Source organism: Parapedobacter sp. 2B3, assembly GCF_041925275.1.
Taxonomy (GTDB): domain Bacteria; phylum Bacteroidota; class Bacteroidia; order Sphingobacteriales; family Sphingobacteriaceae; genus Parapedobacter; species Parapedobacter pyrenivorans_A.
The window spans coordinates 1-15,287 of sequence record NZ_JBHEUZ010000028.1; the positions used below are offsets into that span (position 1 = coordinate 1).

The window sequence follows — 15,287 nt, forward strand, 5'->3', positions numbered from 1 at the left end:
GCATTAAAACAAGGGCTTAACTGATTTTATTTCAAATCATTAAGCCCTGTTTTTTTATATAGGCTGCGACTTTTAGGGAATACCTAGTTTTTAGAGATGCCCTATAGTTTGTCATTGCAGCCGTGATTAAATAGCAATTATTTTCTGGTGTCCACTTCGTAGCGAATTCGTTCCCAACGTTTTTTAAGAAGTATTGCAGGTTTAGTAAATCGTCATTCCTGTTTTTTGAAACATAGTTTTCGAAGTCCTCGTTAAGTCGGCCAACTGTGAGATTCCCAGCATTATTATCAAAATTTGGAATGTTAGCGACAACGATGTCCTTTTGCAATCGCCATATACCCATAGTATGGGCTTCCGAATTCTTCTTCTCATCACACCTTATCAGTTGGGAGGTTTCACAAAAAGCAACCTTTGGAGTCGTTGCACAGTAGAACAGGCTTTGAAGAGGTTCGTTTGCACGACCAAAGTCCAAAATGCCGTTTCTGTCAATGCGATGGCCCAAGTCTTGAATACGCGAAAACATTAAATTACTATCATGACGTCTCATTCTATAGACCTCTGTGCCAGCCGGAATTGTAATCGTAGGAATAGAGATGCTGAATAGGTGTAGGGCATTTTTTATTGCTGAATAAGACCTATTCGAATTCTCTTCCTTCATTCGTAGCAGAAAATCCAGTACATCGATTACGGTGTCTTTAGGTAAAGGCGTCATAGTCTTTCCTTGCTCTTGATGAATTTCACATTGAAGATATGGCAATACCAAGTTCGTCGGCACTTGCATCAATAAAATCTGGCTCACTCAAAACCCATCTTGAGTCTGTTTTCCTGTACCCCAAATTCAAGTAATGGCTGCCATTCGGATAATATATCCGAAAAATATTGGGTTCGGAGGTTTCGGCTATCAAATACTCGACACCTCTAATGTTTACTTTCAGCATATCGTTTACCATTTGTTTAATTCTGGAGTGTATACAAAACTATACACTTTAATTCGCATTACAAAATAACACGTAAGCCACCTGATAAAACAACATCGGCCAAAAGGCAAGACGCATGGAAAAGATAGGTTGTAAGATATACTTAAGCTGCTTATTGAGGTTTTTTATTTTTTGGTTAACGTGTAATTAGCTTTGCGCAGACGGTTGGCTGAGGGGATACCTTTCATCAAATTGGGCAACCAGTTAAGGTTTGACTCGAAGACGGTAGACGCATGGTTGCTCGCGCAGAATTAGTTCGTTTTTAACGCTTTTTAAGGACTTAGAAAGACGAACGGGGGGCAAGGCAGGGTTAGCCCTGGATTTCGGCCTTTCGTTCGTCTCTCAAACGATTTCGATGCTTATTTTGATTTATACGGGAAACGATGGAAAACAACAGGGAAACTTTCAGCTTTGGAGAAACCATTTTTATCATTTTTTTGCTTTCTGTCAAACGGCTTGTTACCGGTTCAGGCTTCATTTTTCATCAATCAACTCATTGTCCTTTATTATCCATAATTATTTTTTTTAGTGTTTCAATTTCGTGATAATTCCCGTCTTCTAGCCTCCTATGAAGCATTCTGTGGCAGTTTGAGCATACTAATGCCAAATCTTCAATTTTTGTAATTCTTTCTCCTGTCGAAATGTGAATTTTGTGGTGGCATTCTATGAAATTCATTCCAAGTTGCCCATAGAAATCTACAAAATCAAAATTGCAACATTCACACTTTAGTCTACCGTTATTATTTTTTAACGCAAGAGTTTTTGCAAGTTGAACGGTTTTTGAATTTCTCCTTTTTAGTTCTTGTTTTATGTGCTTCCTAATTATCTTATCGCCTTCTAATTTACCAAAGACCCGAATTGGTTCCTCAGGTCTAAATATTTCGTTTTCAATTTCGGAGCAAAGAAAATTATTGAATAGCTGCCAAATATCTTCTTGTGTTTCCGCTTCTGTCAGTCCAATATTGTTTGTCAGATTTATTATCGGGTTTGTTAGTCCACGATTTAGTTTGAAAAAATTGTAATAACCTAGGTTGGAATTGAAGATATTGGGTTTGCTTTCGCTATAAGTCTAACTTCTATGCACCATTTGTGATAGGGGTGTTCATTGTCTATATGAACGTCGTCTGAAATAGGAGACTATATGAACCTTATAATTTTTCCTGCTATTAATTGTGTTTGGTTTTTGGAATAACACAATAATATCCCCAACACTTGGAGTTGAAGCACTTCCGCCTTTAGTTATTGGCCAATTTAACCAAAAAGTCGTTCCGCAGTTTATGTCATCATATGCCCATCCATCACCTTGATTTCTCTTGACATTCTTTATCCAAACTATGTTTCCTGAACTATACATTTTCTGGTTATTTCATGGCTTGATGTGACAAAATGATGGACAATATAAATGCTTGTTGAGCTGATCGATTTTGAAGTCTTTTAATCTCTTGGGTGGTGGTTATTCATAAGCGTTATTAAGACTAAAAGTTTCGGGAGGCCTTTGAACAAACCTATAGCGAATAGCATCGAAAAATAAAGCCATAATCATGAATGGTAAGATTAGGAAGAAAAATATGATAGTAATTGGGTAGAAAATAAATTTTAGAGGTTTACTCAACTTGTCATAGGGACTCATAACCGTTGTTGAAAAATGACTTATTTTCTCTATTAGGAACGGTTCTTTCGTAGGCTTGCTTATTTTTTTCGCTCCTATAAACGTACCTGTTACCAAAATGTCATCACTTGAGTGACCACTATGATAAATTGATAATATTAGGCCATCGTTTTTATTAAGAAAATCGAAATTTATATACACTTGATTCTCTCTTTGTAAGGTGACAGATATATTATTAACCTCTTTCTGGTAAGACAACTCATAATCATATATCACAACACTGTTGCGAGACATTATTCTCAAGTGGTCGCTTGGGGCAAAATCTGCTTTTGTAATGGGCTCCATTCCCGCATTCCAAATGGCAATCTTGGAAACAGATAGGTTATTTATGGATGAGTTGTTATATCTTATTTCTAATTTGTTTATTGTTGATAATTTGCTATCTATTAAGCCAAAGCTCTTGATATTAAAGGTGGGCCTTTTTTCTTTTAGTGCCTTAAAGTAAAAAACAATTGCCAGTATAACTCCAACGAAACCAATTAAAAGTGATATTGCATTAAAAAGATAATTTCCGTTAAAAAAATCAAAAATGGTTTCCATTTTATGCTAAGAGATATTTAATGAATTTTATTAATCGGTACACAACCAACCCTATTAAAAGGTATAATACACCTAATGTACCGATTATGATGATTGGAATAGTAGCTTCAGAGTAATTTCGTTGTACAACCCATGTTCCTAAAATAAATATTATCAGTCCCCAAACTATCATATTTATACCGAGTCTTTTGTCTTCGGCAGCTTTGTCTTCTTCTGTGACCAGCCTTACAGATTTATGTAAAACGCTAACCCTTACTTGAGGAACATTGCCGTTGAAATTTTCTGTCAGTAAATTGAGCCTTATTGATGTATGTCTGTTAAGAATAGGTAGATTGAATTTCTTATTGGCTAACACCCATTTTATTTCATTTGACAGTTGAGTAGGTGTAATGTGTTGTGGGTCTAGCTGGGCCTGTTCTATATCCGCTTGGTTTCTTTGAATGACGTCCAAGAAATGAGAATAATAACCCTGTTCCAGAAGTATGCTATTACCACCATCATTATAAAAGCCATCGTGCCCTAAAATCTGGCTATCTTGGTCAACCCATATATCAATATTTACGTTCTCCAAGTCTATGTTACTATCGTTGGATAAGTGTACCGTTACAAAACTCAAGTGATTGGCTTGTCTACCTTTATATTTGACTTCGATGTTTCCCCAAAACTCATTTTGGATTGTTGTAGCAATAGGATTGAAGAAAAGTTGATATTTAAGTTGGACTAGCCGAGTCTTAAATTTTTCTAAGTATATACCTATTACTACGCTAACTAATGCAGTAACTAACAAGGCAATTGTTGGCGGTGCAATTTTCTCAACATAGTCATTTATCGTTTGTATGTCCATAAAATCAATGTAGGTGACTTTCAAAGATACACATCTGTATTCTAATCAATAGATAAAAAGTATTGCCATTTTAGGATTTTGTTTAACAGCGTGTTTTGCCCATTCTGTTATAGATGGCATAATATAAATAAATGTTTTCAGAATACCCATCGAATACTAAGGCAGAATGGGGTAGCCCGCATAGAAAGAAATGCAATGAGCATTACTATTATTGATATGATGGAATATAAAAAAGGGGAAGCTATAGGGGAAACAAAACCTCTAATTTGGACGATACCAAACGATACCCCCAAACGAAAAAAAGTTGGTGTTCAGCGGTATCGCCTTAAACCAACTTTTCTTATTTTCAGTAGCCCGTAGGGGAATCGAACCTATCGGACATTAATCTCTTTGTCAATGTTTTACAACCACCCCTTTTCCCAACTCACCGAATCACTCACTGGTTTGACATACGTTTTAGCTGCAATTGCTATGCTGCTAAGATACAGAATTTCTGTGATGTAAGAATGATGGAATATTACGGCTCGGGGCTTGGCGTAGTGGGGGCATTTAGCACTGCACTTGATACGAAGCACGAACGCTCCAATTTAGCAATAATGTTGGTACGAAGCACGTCCGCCCCCATTACGCCAAACCCTTGTTATGTGCAAGTGCTTTAGTCCAGTAAAACCGTTGATTCTGTTACTCTTACTAGGTCTTGCAAATAATCGTCAGCCAAAAGATGTTTTAGTTCGGGATGCCGGGCAAAGGTTTTGACCACAAACGGACATAGCGGATAAATTTTTGTTTTACTTTCTTCCGCAAACTCCACCAATCTGTTGAAAAGCGGAATACCCAATTTTTGGTCTTTAAATTCTTCGTAAACCCTTGTACCGTTGGCAAGCAGGTTGCCGTTGTCCAACCATTTGTATTGAATCCACCCTGCTTCCATTCCGTTGTCTAAGATAACAAAGAATCTCCCTTCTTTGCCATCGTCATATTGTTTGAAATTCATTTTATTTTTGTTTTTAATTGATAATAGATTTCCTCGATTCTGAAAAGGAAGTGATTTTTTGTTCACTTGGCAAATCGTTCAAATGTGGAAATTTTCCCTGACGAAAATCTCGATACATCTGTGCGATGTCTTCCATGGTATCTGCTACAAAAGGTCCGTGATGAACCACAGGAACATTATGAGGCTGTCCGGCATACAATACAAAATGCGTATCGTTTTCCAATGCTTCAAATTGTATTTCGGTCTCGCCGTCTGCAGTCGCTTTATCAAGCCAACCCGCTTGTTCGGCATTGATGATTTTGTCGCCTGCTTTCACACTGCCTTTTAATACATATACCAAACCATTATAGTGCGATGGAATTTCCTGTGATACCACAGCTCGGTTGTCTAACCTGAAGTCCACCAAAGTAAATGGCGTATGGTTTTTTAATGGCGAAATCAATCCGTTACTGCTTCCGCTATAAACACGAATTTCGTATGTATCGGTTTTAATTTTGGGTACGTCTTCCAATAGCATTCTTTGTAAGAAAGGTTGAGCGTATCGCTTTTCGGGCGGTAGTACCAACCACACTTGCAGCATACGAAGTTTTTGTTTGGAAGTGATTTCTTCGGTGTGGATAATGCCTTTTCCGGCGGTCATTAGTTCAAAACTTCCCGTTTTCCAATCTTTTTCATTGCCTTCCAAAACCAAGCTCAAGGTTTCAAACCCAGCGTGTGGATGTGCTCCTCCTACGGGTTCTCCACCAGGAAGATTCAGACTGTCGTCCATAAATAAAATAAAAGGGTCGCTGTCTTTGTAAGGTACACCGTCCAATACCGCCATTGCACGATGTCCTGTTCCCAAAAAACCATTATGCCAATGATTTTGGGTTATTTTTGAAATATTTCTGCGTATCATCATTGTTGTACTTTTTTAGTTAAAAAAATCCTTTGCTTCAGTTCGGGGAAACGAATAAACGCCGTAATCCAAAGCAGTGTCTGAAAAATAACCGCCATTGCTATCGGTTGTTGATGTTGTAAATGTGTGGCGATTGCACCGCCCAAATAAGCTACTAACAGCATTGCACCCAAAACTCCTGTTCTTGGAATAATGAATAGTATCAGTGATATTATTTCAATAATCCCAATAAACTGATACGTGGAGGCATCAAGGCCAATAGAAGAAGCTTGTTCCAAGGCCGTTTCGTTTTGTGTGAGTTTCATAAAAGCACTCATTGTAAACACAAGTCCTAAAATGATGGTCAATGTCCATCCTGTGATTTTGATTGTTTTTTGTGACATAATTTTAATTTTTAAATTCTGATGCAAAATTCAGAATAAATACTATACCTTTGTTATCTGTTACAAAAAGGATAGTACTTACAAAAAGAATAGTATATGGCAAAACACACGGTAGAAAGTTGCTCAAAAGCCAAAATGGCTATCAGAGATACGTTAGATATAGTAGGCGGTAAATGGAAGTTAATCCTGATTTCGGTGCTACGAAGCGGTAAAAAAGGGTTTAATGAATTGTCGAGAGAAGCGGGAATTTCCCCTCGTATTTTGTCGAAAGAATTGCAAGAATTGGAAATGAACGGATTGGTTAGTCGTGAAGTTTGTAATACAAAACCTGTTACGGTTCAGTATGAATTAACTGATTACAGCCAAACGCTGAACGAGGTTTTATTGGCAATGGAAAAATGGGGTTATCTGCACAGGAAAAAAATTGTTCAAGGGGTTGAGTAATTGTCAAATCGTTCTGTGGTCGCTTGTCTGCGGTGGTTTGGTAGCATTGCACATAACGCCAACCTGATGTTATAGGCATACCCGATTGTCAGCCAGTTTATTTATTTGTTATTGGTGCTTTTTTCTGTCTGCCCCACGCAACAAAGATAGCAATAAGAAGCATAAAAATATTGAAGCCGATGTCTTTTGCTTCGCCTCTTGAAATATGAAAGATACTTGCAGCAATCATCAAAACAATTATTCCGTAAGCTGCAAAAATTGTCAGCTTGGTTTTGATACGCAGTAATGTCGGAAACATAATTCCAATTCCTGCTAACAAGTCAAAAACACCTGTAAATAAAACAAGGTTAGCATTGCCTTTTACCCAAGCGAATGGTAAATCTTCTGGTTTAAATATTTTCATAAAGCCTGCCCAAACAAAAGTCAGAGCTAAAAGTCCTTGTGCAATCCAAAGGATAATGTTGAATGTTTTTGGTGTTTTACGTTCTACTGTCATAACTTAATTTTCTTTTGATGTTGCAAATTTAATTACCTTTGCTATCCAAATGATATTACTTCCTGTTTGGAAAGCACTATCCAAATGGAAAGTAATGTAAAATTTAAAAATTATGCTGTCCAAAGCTGGTTGTCCCAAAACAATGCTGTCAATAAAAGATGCTGTTGAAGCGATTGAAGGAAGATGGAAAGTCCTTATTTTGTTTGCGTTGTCCGAAAAGCCGAAGCGGTTTAAGCAAATAGCCAAAGAGGTCAACGGAATTACTGATAAAACGCTGTCCAAAGAGTTGAAAAGTCTGGAAATGAATAAACTTGTCCGAAGAGATGTTTATGATACGTTTCCGCCAACAGTTGAGTATTCCATTACGCCACACGGTTTGTCGCTTGAAAAGGTGTTAGACGAACTACATTTTTGGGGGTTGTTACACCGCAAAAAAGTCATTGGTAAATAGTCCGTCAAAAGTTGTTGTTGAATTTTTGCACGGTCGTCCTACGGGTTGCCTATAACGGTTCGGGGCTTGGCGTAGTGGGGGCTTTTTAGCACAACACTTGATACGAAGCCGAAAGTTCAAATTTACGAAAAACTGTCATACGAAGCACTAAACCCCCGCTTGTGCCAAACCGCTGTTATGGGCTGCCTTTCTTCTGTCGGATTAGTCCAATTCCCAATGTCAAAAGTCCAAAAGTCAGTATTGCAATACCAACATACAAAATGAAAATTAGTCCTGTCGGTTCGGTAATTTGTCTGCCGATAGCTGCCGCAAAGAAGCCTAAGCTAATTGTAATGGCTGAAATCGGGAATGAAAGTCGGGCAAACCATTTCCAACGATTGGACAAAGAAGCGTGGTCTGCGAAGAGTTGAGCAACTAACGCAAGAATGACCAAAACACCTGCGTGGGCGTGTCCTGCACGGAACATTGATTTTTGGAAGTCCGTTAATTGCAAATGTTCCTGTTGTCCGCTTAAAACGGTGAGCAAAAAATACCCACCGTAAATGATTGTCGGAACGGAAAGCAAAATGTAACCGCTTATTTTTCTTGCTTCGTTTGTCATAGCTGTTAGTGTTTAAAGGTTGTTGGTGCTTTGTCCAATTTACTTTTAATAAAAATCAAAGCGGTTTCTTCGTTCTTCATAAACGGAATTTCTTTGCCGTCTTTTTCTTTGATGAGTTCAACAGTTTCGGTCAGCACACCTTCTTCGTAGTTGTAGTTTTGCGTAATTCTAAACTTGTTATACGGCATAAACTTACTTGCATTTGGAACATACATTATCAAAACGGATTTACGAAATTCTGCGTCTGTTGTTCCCGTTCCGTTGCCAAGCGATGAATTGATAGTTGCTTGCACTTTTCCGTCAATCAGATTTTGGTAAGCAACTTCAAAATACATTGTCTGGTCTCTGTTACCCGCTTTGCCGTCATAGTCGGGGTGAATACGGTGCAATGATTTAACGGATTTCCAATGATTGTCATAACGTTTTTGAACAACGTCAAATTGGTAATCATAACTTTCTGCTCGCAACCATTGTCCGTTTTCGTATCGGTATGCTTTGCTGACACCGTTCCAAATAATTGTGTAGGTGTCGTCCAACTCAACGGAACGGTTAAGCGGAACTGTTACTTGTTTTGAAGTGCTGCAACTCGCCAAAATCATAAAAGCTATTGCAGTAGCGGAAAAAATCACCTTTTTCATTCTGAATTTTTTTTAGTGAAACATTAAATTTTACACTGCAAAAGTCTCAAAGGTGAATGAAGAAGAAATTGACAAATGTTACAATCGCTACTTGTAAGCAATTTTTTTCCGTAGTCGGCTCAAGCTTTCCCGTTCAAGACCTAAGTAGGAAGCAATATGATATAACGGTATTCTGTCAAGAATGTGAGGTTGGTTTTCAAGTAAGTCAAGGTAACGTTGCTCTCCGTCTAAAAACAAAAAGCTCTCAACACGTTGGGTTGTCAGCTTGTAAGATTGTTCGGCTATCATTCTGCCAAAGCGTTCCCAATTTTGCGATTGGTTGTAGGCATTTTGTAAAGCGGATAAATTGAATGTTACAATTTCAGCGTCTTCCAATGCCTGAATGAAGTAGCGGCTGGGTTTACTTTGTAAAAAGCTGTCATAGTCCGTTACAAATTCATTTTCAAATGCAAAATGCGTGTTGATTTCCTTTCCGTCTGCAAGGTAATAAGTTCTGAAACAGCCTTGATTGATAAAGCCGATTTCGTGACAAATTTTTCCTTCGGTCAAAAAGTAGTCTTTCGCTTTAAGTTGTTTTGTCTTTAAAAAGGGTTCAAAAAGCGAACAGTCCTTTTCTGTCAGAAAGGAAACTTGTGTCAGCCAATTTTTAAATATTTTAAAGTCGCTCATTGTCCTGTGTTCGTTGGTCTGTGGGGGTGTCGTCTAAGGTTGCCCATAACGGGAAACGGCTTTGCGAGGTAGCGGATCTATATTACTAACTTTGAAACGAAGCCAAAACTTCAAATATAGCACAAAAGTTTCAATCGAAGACTTTTGCCCGCTATCTTGCAAAACCGATGTTACAGGCTGGCGTTCTGTCATTCGTGTTGTCAAGTCGTTTTCTATCGTGAGTTTCGCTGTCATTTCCGTGTCGGTTGTGTGTCTGCGGTTTTAAAAAATTTTAGAAGGGAAGGAATTTTAAAAAATAATTTTCTGTTGGGTAAAGCGTAAGTTCTTTTGTAATTTTTGGCCTGTGCGTTTGCTCGTGGGAATTGCAAATGTACTTACGCTTATCTTTAAGGCTTACATATAAATTACCTTTACCTCAACCGTTTTGTCTGCATTTAATTCAAAACTTGCTTTAGAAAAATTGGGTCTGTTTCTTAATCCTATTGTCTGATAATTGGAAAATCCAATTCCCTCTTTGGGTAAGATTAAACCTTTGTCAATCTTACTGTTGTTATTTTCATCGTGTAAAATGTTCACGGCATATTTTCCTTTGGGCAGGTTTTTAAAAGTGATTTCGGATTTACCGTTTACAATTTTTGCTTTCTCTAACTGTATGTCCCTAAATTGCCCTTCCGGTGCTTGCGGATTAAGTGCATTCATTGGCATTAATTGCGTAGGCAATTCCATAAAATATTTGTAATCGGCATTGGCTGTAACTTTCGGAATAAGATTGGCCTTTGCTTCTTTTTCCCTTTGTTCGCTAATGCTGATATGGTTTCTGTTGATTTGCAGGGTTTTGTTATAGACCTGTGCTGTATCAATACATTGTTTCAGTGTCCAGACTTCCTGTGCCTGAACGGTATTCCACCCGATAAATATCAGAGGAATAATAAATAGTTTGCGAGCGTTCACTAACATAATTGAGCAAATTTTTTTGTTTCGTTTTTAATTATTTTAATTATTCCTGTCGTATCATCGTCAACAACATTTTAAAACGTTCGATAGCTTTCAAGGAATGTGGAATGTTTGCGGGCATAATGATAGACTGTCCTTTGCTCAAATAAAAGGATTTTCCATTGATGGTTATTTCTGCTTCACCGTCCAAAATTTGGACAATCGCATCATAAGAAGTTTTATGCTCCGAAAGACCTTGTTCTTTATCAAACGAGAAAAGCGTTAGATTTCCTGCTTTACTTTTTGTAAGCTGTTTGCTAATTACACCGCCATCTGTGTATTCAATCGCCTCTTCTAAAGAGAATACGGTTTCTTTTTCAAATGCTGCCATACCTTTTCATTTTTAAAACTTGTTAGTTAGTGTTCACTCGCAAAAGTATAAATATTTTCAGAGAGAACAATACCTTTCTCTGAAAAATCACTGATTTACTTTCTTCTTTTTATCCATTTGTACATCTCAAACCACAAAACTGAAGTTGCTGCGATTAAAAATGTCATTCCTAATTCTGGGATGTTCAATCCGGTTACGTGAAAGAAACCGGCAAATATCGGTATGTACAATATGGCGAAAAGTAATATCAATGTTGTTCCGATGATAACTGGAAACAAACGGTTTTTGTATTTGAAACTCTCAAACATACTGTAAACGAATGAGCGATTGACCAGGCTCAAAAACACATTGGCAAAAATCAAGGTAGTAAAAACCATTGCTCTTGTAGTTTCTTCGTTACTTCCTTTTTGAACGGAAAATTGATAAGAGAACAATACAGCTGCTGTAATTATCAAACCTTGAATAATGCTGATGCTTAATTCTTTCCAATTCAAGAAAGTTTCGGACATTTTCCGTGGTTTTCGTTGCATCGTGTCTTTTTCCATCGGTTCATTTTCATAGACAATGGAACAGGTGGGTCCCATAATCAACTCCAGAAAAATAACATGTACCGGCGTAAAAATATGAGGATAAATCCAACCCAAAAACAAAGGCAGCGAAACGGTCAGAATAATAGGAATATGAATGGAGATAATATACTGAATGGCTTTTTTGATATTGGCATAAATTCGTCTCCCTGCTGCAATTCCTGTGATGAGTTTGTCCAAATCATCATTGGTAATCACTAATGAAGCTGCTGCTTTGGCTATTTCCGTGCCTTTGCTTCCCATTGCAACACCAATATGAGCGGCTTTCAGTGCAGGAGCATCGTTTACGCCATCGCCCAACATAGCAACAACTTCTTCATCTTTTTTGAAAGCATTGACTATTTTTAATTTAGCTTCTGGAAACATTCGGGTAAACAAGGTCGTTTTTCTTGTCAGTTCAATCAATTCTGGTTCTGTATGGTGGATAATTTCTGCTCCATTTACGGTAGGAGTTTCATTGATAATTCCCGCTTGTCGGGCAATGGCAAGGGTGGTGTCGGCATTGTCACCCGTAATGACTTTTACCTTAATTCCGGCATCGTAAATCTTTTTAAAAACTTGCTGAATATTTTTCTTTGGTGGGTCGTAAAACACGGTAAATCCTAAGAATTCAAAGTTGAAATCCTGTTGTTTTTCGGGATAATCAGTTCCTTCAAAATTTGACTTGGCTACACCCAATAATCGATAGCCCTGTTTGCCAAAATCGCTGATATGCCGGCGAAGTTTTTCTTTTTCAATTTCCGACAAATTTGATGACGCAAGAATGGCTTCGGGAGCACCTTTGGTGGCAATAATTCTTTCATCCTGTTCATTTTCAAAAAGATGTGTCATCATTGGCGGTTTTCCTTCCAAGGGATATTCGTGTATCATTTGGAAGTTCTTCCGTTGGTCATCAGCTTGAGTTTGTTCATAAACCTGATGCAGCGTTTTCTCCATCGGATCAAACGGAACAGGTTCACTACTCCACATCGCAAACGCAATGAGTTCGGACAGTTCGGGTGAGTTAAAATCAGCTTCGTCAAAAACCTTGTTGGATTTATAATCAAAAAGGGCTTTCAAGTGCATCGAGTTTTCGGTAATGGTGCCTGTTTTATCGGCGCAAATCACCGTGGTACTACCCAATGTTTCTACCACACTGCTTCGTTTGATGATAATCCCTTCTCGCATTAATTTCCACGCTCCCAATGCCATAAATGTGGTAAAAGCCACAGGAATTTCTTCGGGTAAAATGGACATTGCCAAAGTCAGTCCGACCAACAAACTTTCAATAATATCTCTTGATTGCCAAAAACTGTATGCCCAAACTAATAAAAAAACAACAATGCCGATGATTGCCATCCATTTGACAAATTTTGTAATCTGGATTTGCAAGGGTGATTGCTCTCCTTTGATCTTCTGAATGGATTGTCCGATTTTTCCCAGCTTGGTTTCCGCACCGATTTTTTCCACTTTAAAAACCGCCAGTCCAGAAACCGTCAACGAACCGCTATATACTTTTCTGTCATCGGTTTCCTGACTTTTGAACACCGAAAAGCTTTCTCCTGTTAGCGATGCTTCATTGACCGAAAAATCATTGCTATGCACAATCTCACCATCGGCATTGATCATCTTTCCTTCTTCGGTAATGCACAAATCTCCCACGGCAATTTCGTGAGTAGGGATTTGTATTACTTTTGCGTTTCGGATAACGGTACTGAGCGGTTCGTTAAGCTTTTCCAATGTTTCCAATGCCTTTTTACTACGATTATCCTGATAGAACGAAATTCCTGAAACGGCTATAATCGCTCCCAACATAAAAATTGCTTCGGAATAATTGCCCACAATCACATAAATAATCGCCACGGCAATGAGCAAAAGTAGCATCGGCTCTTTCAGTATCTCCAATAGCATCGTGTACCAGGTACTTTTCTGCAAGTTATCTGCCCGATTGAAGCCGAAATCGTTTCGAGAGGTTTGCAGCTCTTTTTCCGAAAGTCCGGTCAGGTTTTGAGGAATATTGTATTGCATTTTTTCTATAGTGTTTTCTTAATCTCCACTAATCATTTTTGAAGTGACTCCTTTTTTATTGGATAATTCAGCGATTATTATTCCTGTCAAATGCAAAAGAATAAAAATCGGGAACCAATAAATGCCCCATTTGTGAACGGTTTCAATACCTTCTTTCCATTGCGGAAAAAATCCTTTTTCAATACAAATACCTGTAACGGCTGAAATAAAAACAAAAAGATAAAAATATATGTAAGTAAAACCCTGTAACCGTTCTTTAAGCGGTTGATTGCTTTTAAAAGGGTTAGGAAAGCGAATACCTTTTACCAACATATAAATTATTCTAACAAGGAATGAAAATATCATAATGTGGGCAAATACTTCGTGCCATTGCCACATAGGTTCAAGAATGCTTTTAGCAATTTCCATTGACTGTTCTTTGGCTAATAAATCTGTTTTACTTTCGATGATTCCGATTATATGTTTTTTATTCATCCAGTACATACGAAGAAAACCGGTGATAAATAGCACGGGCATTGCGAATGCCATTATCCAATGCAAAATGCGATGGATAAGCGTAAAATGAATTTTAATATCTGTTTTCATAATTGAAAAATTTTAGTTCTTTCTTTGAAATAATTTATTCTTCACTTTCATTTTTCAGTGCCATTAAGAGTGTGTAAGCATTTTTGACAACGATGTTTTCATTGTCAAACTGCTCGGCATTGATGATTTCGACAAGATCATTTTCAGCATTTCCGATTTGTACGTCTTTCATTTCAAAAGTTTGTTTTCCTTTCTCCACAAAAACATAGTGTTTGTTTTCAAATCGAACAATCGCCTCTTCAGGAAGCACATTAGCGTTATGGGTAGAAACCTCTATTTCGGCATTCATAAACATTCCGGGAAGCAAGCCGTTGTCATACTGCTCAAAGTGGCAATGCACTTCAGCAGCATTCTGACCGGAGATGTTTTTGCTGATGAGAATGACTTCCAAAGGATATTTCGTCTGCGGATGGCTGTTGGAGTATGCCAATAATTTTTGACCCACAGCAAGTTTATTGATGTCTTTTTCAAAAACGGTCAAGTTCAAATGAATGTCATTAGGGTTTACCAACTCAAAGAGTATATCACTTGGGGTTACATATTTCCCAATATTAACGTTTACTGCCGATACAAAACCCGATATAGGTGAATAGATATTAATGCTTTTTGAAATGGTACCGGCACTTATTCTTTGGGGATTTAAGCCTATCAATTTCAGTTTTTCTTCCAGCGATTTCAGTAAAACCAACTGCGTTTGATAGTTCGTTCTTACTTGCTCAAACACTTTATCGCTCGTGGCTTTGCTTTGGTTCAGCTCTTTCTGGCGGTTGTACTCGCTTTCGGTTAAACTCAACTGGGCTTTTGTGGTTAAATAATCCTGTTGCAACTGTATATACTGTATGTCTTCCATTACTGCCAATGGGTCCCCTTTGCGGATGTGCATTCCGGGCAGTAATTTTGTTGATTTCAGATAACCACCCAACGGAACACTTACCGAAACCAAACTTTGTGGCGGTACATCAATCTTTCCGTTTAATCTGAGTACTGAAGAAATATTGGACGTGAAAATCTTAGCTGTTTCAATTGCCGCATTTTTGTACTGTTCATCCGTAAGCGTAAGGGTGTTTTCCTGCGTTGGCTGCTCATTTTCTGCATCGCTCTGTTTGTTGTCATTTCCGCAGGAAGTGAGTAACAGTGCTATATTTATGATTAAAATTATATTTTTCATTTTTCCGGGATT

General features: G+C 37.9%; 18 protein-coding genes. 2 read left to right on the top strand and 16 right to left on the bottom strand.

Annotated features, from left to right (window positions below; genetic code table 11):
• Window positions 1–31: 31 nt before the first annotated feature.
• The 7 genes from ACEVG1_RS19620 to ACEVG1_RS19650 all read right to left on the bottom strand — a co-directional run bounded on the left by ACEVG1_RS19620 (window position 32) and on the right by ACEVG1_RS19650 (window position 6,305).
• The gene (locus ACEVG1_RS19620; protein ID WP_374745433.1) at window positions 32–799 is read right to left on the bottom strand and encodes a hypothetical protein; all 768 of its coding nucleotides are present in this window, start codon (window positions 797–799) and stop codon (window positions 32–34) included.
• Between the two features lie 671 nt (window positions 800–1,470).
• Entirely contained in the window at window positions 1,471–2,022 is a 552-nt protein-coding gene (locus ACEVG1_RS19625) for an HNH endonuclease (protein WP_374745463.1), read from the bottom strand.
• A 408-nt stretch (window positions 2,023–2,430) separates the two neighbouring features.
• Window positions 2,431–3,186 carry a hypothetical protein gene (locus tag ACEVG1_RS19630; protein ID WP_374745434.1) on the bottom strand — a complete coding sequence of 252 codons (756 nt, stop codon included), beginning with the start codon at window positions 3,184–3,186 and terminating at the stop codon, window positions 2,431–2,433.
• 1 nt (window position 3,187) lies between these two features.
• Entirely contained in the window at window positions 3,188–4,030 is an 843-nt protein-coding gene (locus tag ACEVG1_RS19635) for a hypothetical protein (protein WP_374745435.1), read from the bottom strand.
• 655 nt (window positions 4,031–4,685) lie between these two features.
• A complete protein-coding gene (locus ACEVG1_RS19640; protein WP_374745436.1) occupies window positions 4,686–5,024 on the bottom strand; it encodes a GNAT family N-acetyltransferase in 339 nt (112 codons plus the stop codon).
• Window positions 5,025–5,037: 13 nt separating this feature from the next.
• A complete protein-coding gene (locus ACEVG1_RS19645; RefSeq protein WP_374745437.1) occupies window positions 5,038–5,925 on the bottom strand; it encodes a pirin family protein in 888 nt (295 codons plus the stop codon).
• Window positions 5,922–6,305, bottom strand: coding sequence for a DoxX family protein (locus tag ACEVG1_RS19650; protein WP_374745438.1), 384 nt, complete (start codon window positions 6,303–6,305; stop codon window positions 5,922–5,924). Before ACEVG1_RS19650 ends, ACEVG1_RS19645 begins: the two co-directional genes overlap by 4 nt.
• A 96-nt stretch (window positions 6,306–6,401) precedes the next feature.
• On the opposite strand from ACEVG1_RS19650, the gene ACEVG1_RS19655 reads away from it, so the two are divergent.
• On the top strand, window positions 6,402–6,749 hold the full coding sequence (locus ACEVG1_RS19655; protein ID WP_090975041.1) for a helix-turn-helix domain-containing protein: 348 nt from the start codon (window positions 6,402–6,404) through the stop codon (window positions 6,747–6,749).
• Window positions 6,750–6,846: 97 nt separating this feature from the next.
• On the opposite strand, the gene ACEVG1_RS19660 is transcribed toward ACEVG1_RS19655, so the two are convergent.
• The gene (locus ACEVG1_RS19660; RefSeq protein ID WP_374745439.1) at window positions 6,847–7,245 is read right to left on the bottom strand and encodes a DoxX family protein; all 399 of its coding nucleotides are present in this window, start codon (window positions 7,243–7,245) and stop codon (window positions 6,847–6,849) included.
• A gap of 112 nt (window positions 7,246–7,357) precedes the next feature.
• Between ACEVG1_RS19660 and ACEVG1_RS19665 the strand changes: the two genes are divergently transcribed.
• A complete protein-coding gene (locus ACEVG1_RS19665) occupies window positions 7,358–7,696 on the top strand; it encodes a winged helix-turn-helix transcriptional regulator (RefSeq protein WP_374745440.1) in 339 nt (112 codons plus the stop codon).
• Between the two features lie 175 nt (window positions 7,697–7,871).
• Here the strand turns inward: ACEVG1_RS19665 and ACEVG1_RS19670 are convergent, their stop codons facing one another.
• The 8 genes from ACEVG1_RS19670 to ACEVG1_RS19705 all read right to left on the bottom strand — a co-directional run bounded on the left by ACEVG1_RS19670 (window position 7,872) and on the right by ACEVG1_RS19705 (window position 15,275).
• A complete protein-coding gene (locus tag ACEVG1_RS19670) occupies window positions 7,872–8,297 on the bottom strand; it encodes a hypothetical protein (RefSeq protein WP_116876870.1) in 426 nt (141 codons plus the stop codon).
• Between the two features lie 5 nt (window positions 8,298–8,302).
• Window positions 8,303–8,935, bottom strand: a complete 633-nt coding sequence (locus tag ACEVG1_RS19675) for a hypothetical protein (protein WP_140936949.1) — start codon at window positions 8,933–8,935, stop codon at window positions 8,303–8,305.
• Between the two features lie 87 nt (window positions 8,936–9,022).
• Window positions 9,023–9,604 (bottom strand): Crp/Fnr family transcriptional regulator, encoded by a 582-nt coding sequence (locus tag ACEVG1_RS19680; protein ID WP_116876868.1) that lies wholly within the window; start codon window positions 9,602–9,604, stop codon window positions 9,023–9,025.
• 393 nt (window positions 9,605–9,997) lie between these two features.
• Window positions 9,998–10,561: a DUF2141 domain-containing protein gene (locus ACEVG1_RS19685; protein ID WP_374745441.1), complete on the bottom strand. Its 564-nt coding sequence runs from the start codon at window positions 10,559–10,561 to the stop codon at window positions 9,998–10,000.
• Between the two features lie 40 nt (window positions 10,562–10,601).
• Window positions 10,602–10,928: a cupin domain-containing protein gene (locus tag ACEVG1_RS19690; protein ID WP_124900573.1), complete on the bottom strand. Its 327-nt coding sequence runs from the start codon at window positions 10,926–10,928 to the stop codon at window positions 10,602–10,604.
• 95 nt (window positions 10,929–11,023) lie between these two features.
• Window positions 11,024–13,522, bottom strand: a complete 2,499-nt coding sequence (locus tag ACEVG1_RS19695) for a cation-translocating P-type ATPase (RefSeq protein ID WP_374745442.1) — start codon at window positions 13,520–13,522, stop codon at window positions 11,024–11,026.
• Between the two features lie 18 nt (window positions 13,523–13,540).
• Window positions 13,541–14,107, bottom strand: coding sequence for a cytochrome b/b6 domain-containing protein (locus ACEVG1_RS19700; RefSeq protein ID WP_374745443.1), 567 nt, complete (start codon window positions 14,105–14,107; stop codon window positions 13,541–13,543).
• A 34-nt stretch (window positions 14,108–14,141) separates the two neighbouring features.
• Window positions 14,142–15,275, bottom strand: a complete 1,134-nt coding sequence (locus ACEVG1_RS19705; protein ID WP_374745444.1) for an efflux RND transporter periplasmic adaptor subunit — start codon at window positions 15,273–15,275, stop codon at window positions 14,142–14,144.
• Window positions 15,276–15,287 lie beyond the last annotated feature (12 nt).

Coding starts and splice junctions, on each gene's coding strand:
- ACEVG1_RS19635 (WP_374745435.1), bottom strand. CDS start 4,030: ATGGACATACAAACGATAAATGACTATGTTGAGAAAATTGCACCGCCA.
- ACEVG1_RS19680 (WP_116876868.1), bottom strand. CDS start 9,604: ATGAGCGACTTTAAAATATTTAAAAATTGGCTGACACAAGTTTCCTTT.
- ACEVG1_RS19630 (WP_374745434.1), bottom strand. CDS start 3,186: ATGGAAACCATTTTTGATTTTTTTAACGGAAATTATCTTTTTAATGCA.
- ACEVG1_RS19640 (WP_374745436.1), bottom strand. CDS start 5,024: ATGAATTTCAAACAATATGACGATGGCAAAGAAGGGAGATTCTTTGTT.
- ACEVG1_RS19660 (WP_374745439.1), bottom strand. CDS start 7,245: ATGACAGTAGAACGTAAAACACCAAAAACATTCAACATTATCCTTTGG.
- ACEVG1_RS19665 (WP_374745440.1), top strand. CDS start 7,358: ATGCTGTCCAAAGCTGGTTGTCCCAAAACAATGCTGTCAATAAAAGAT.
- ACEVG1_RS19685 (WP_374745441.1), bottom strand. CDS start 10,561: ATGTTAGTGAACGCTCGCAAACTATTTATTATTCCTCTGATATTTATC.
- ACEVG1_RS19700 (WP_374745443.1), bottom strand. CDS start 14,107: ATGAAAACAGATATTAAAATTCATTTTACGCTTATCCATCGCATTTTG.
- ACEVG1_RS19670 (WP_116876870.1), bottom strand. CDS start 8,297: ATGACAAACGAAGCAAGAAAAATAAGCGGTTACATTTTGCTTTCCGTT.
- ACEVG1_RS19675 (WP_140936949.1), bottom strand. CDS start 8,935: ATGAAAAAGGTGATTTTTTCCGCTACTGCAATAGCTTTTATGATTTTG.
- ACEVG1_RS19655 (WP_090975041.1), top strand. CDS start 6,402: ATGGCAAAACACACGGTAGAAAGTTGCTCAAAAGCCAAAATGGCTATC.
- ACEVG1_RS19705 (WP_374745444.1), bottom strand. CDS start 15,275: ATGAAAAATATAATTTTAATCATAAATATAGCACTGTTACTCACTTCC.
- ACEVG1_RS19690 (WP_124900573.1), bottom strand. CDS start 10,928: ATGGCAGCATTTGAAAAAGAAACCGTATTCTCTTTAGAAGAGGCGATT.
- ACEVG1_RS19695 (WP_374745442.1), bottom strand. CDS start 13,522: ATGCAATACAATATTCCTCAAAACCTGACCGGACTTTCGGAAAAAGAG.
- ACEVG1_RS19650 (WP_374745438.1), bottom strand. CDS start 6,305: ATGTCACAAAAAACAATCAAAATCACAGGATGGACATTGACCATCATT.
- ACEVG1_RS19645 (WP_374745437.1), bottom strand. CDS start 5,925: ATGATGATACGCAGAAATATTTCAAAAATAACCCAAAATCATTGGCAT.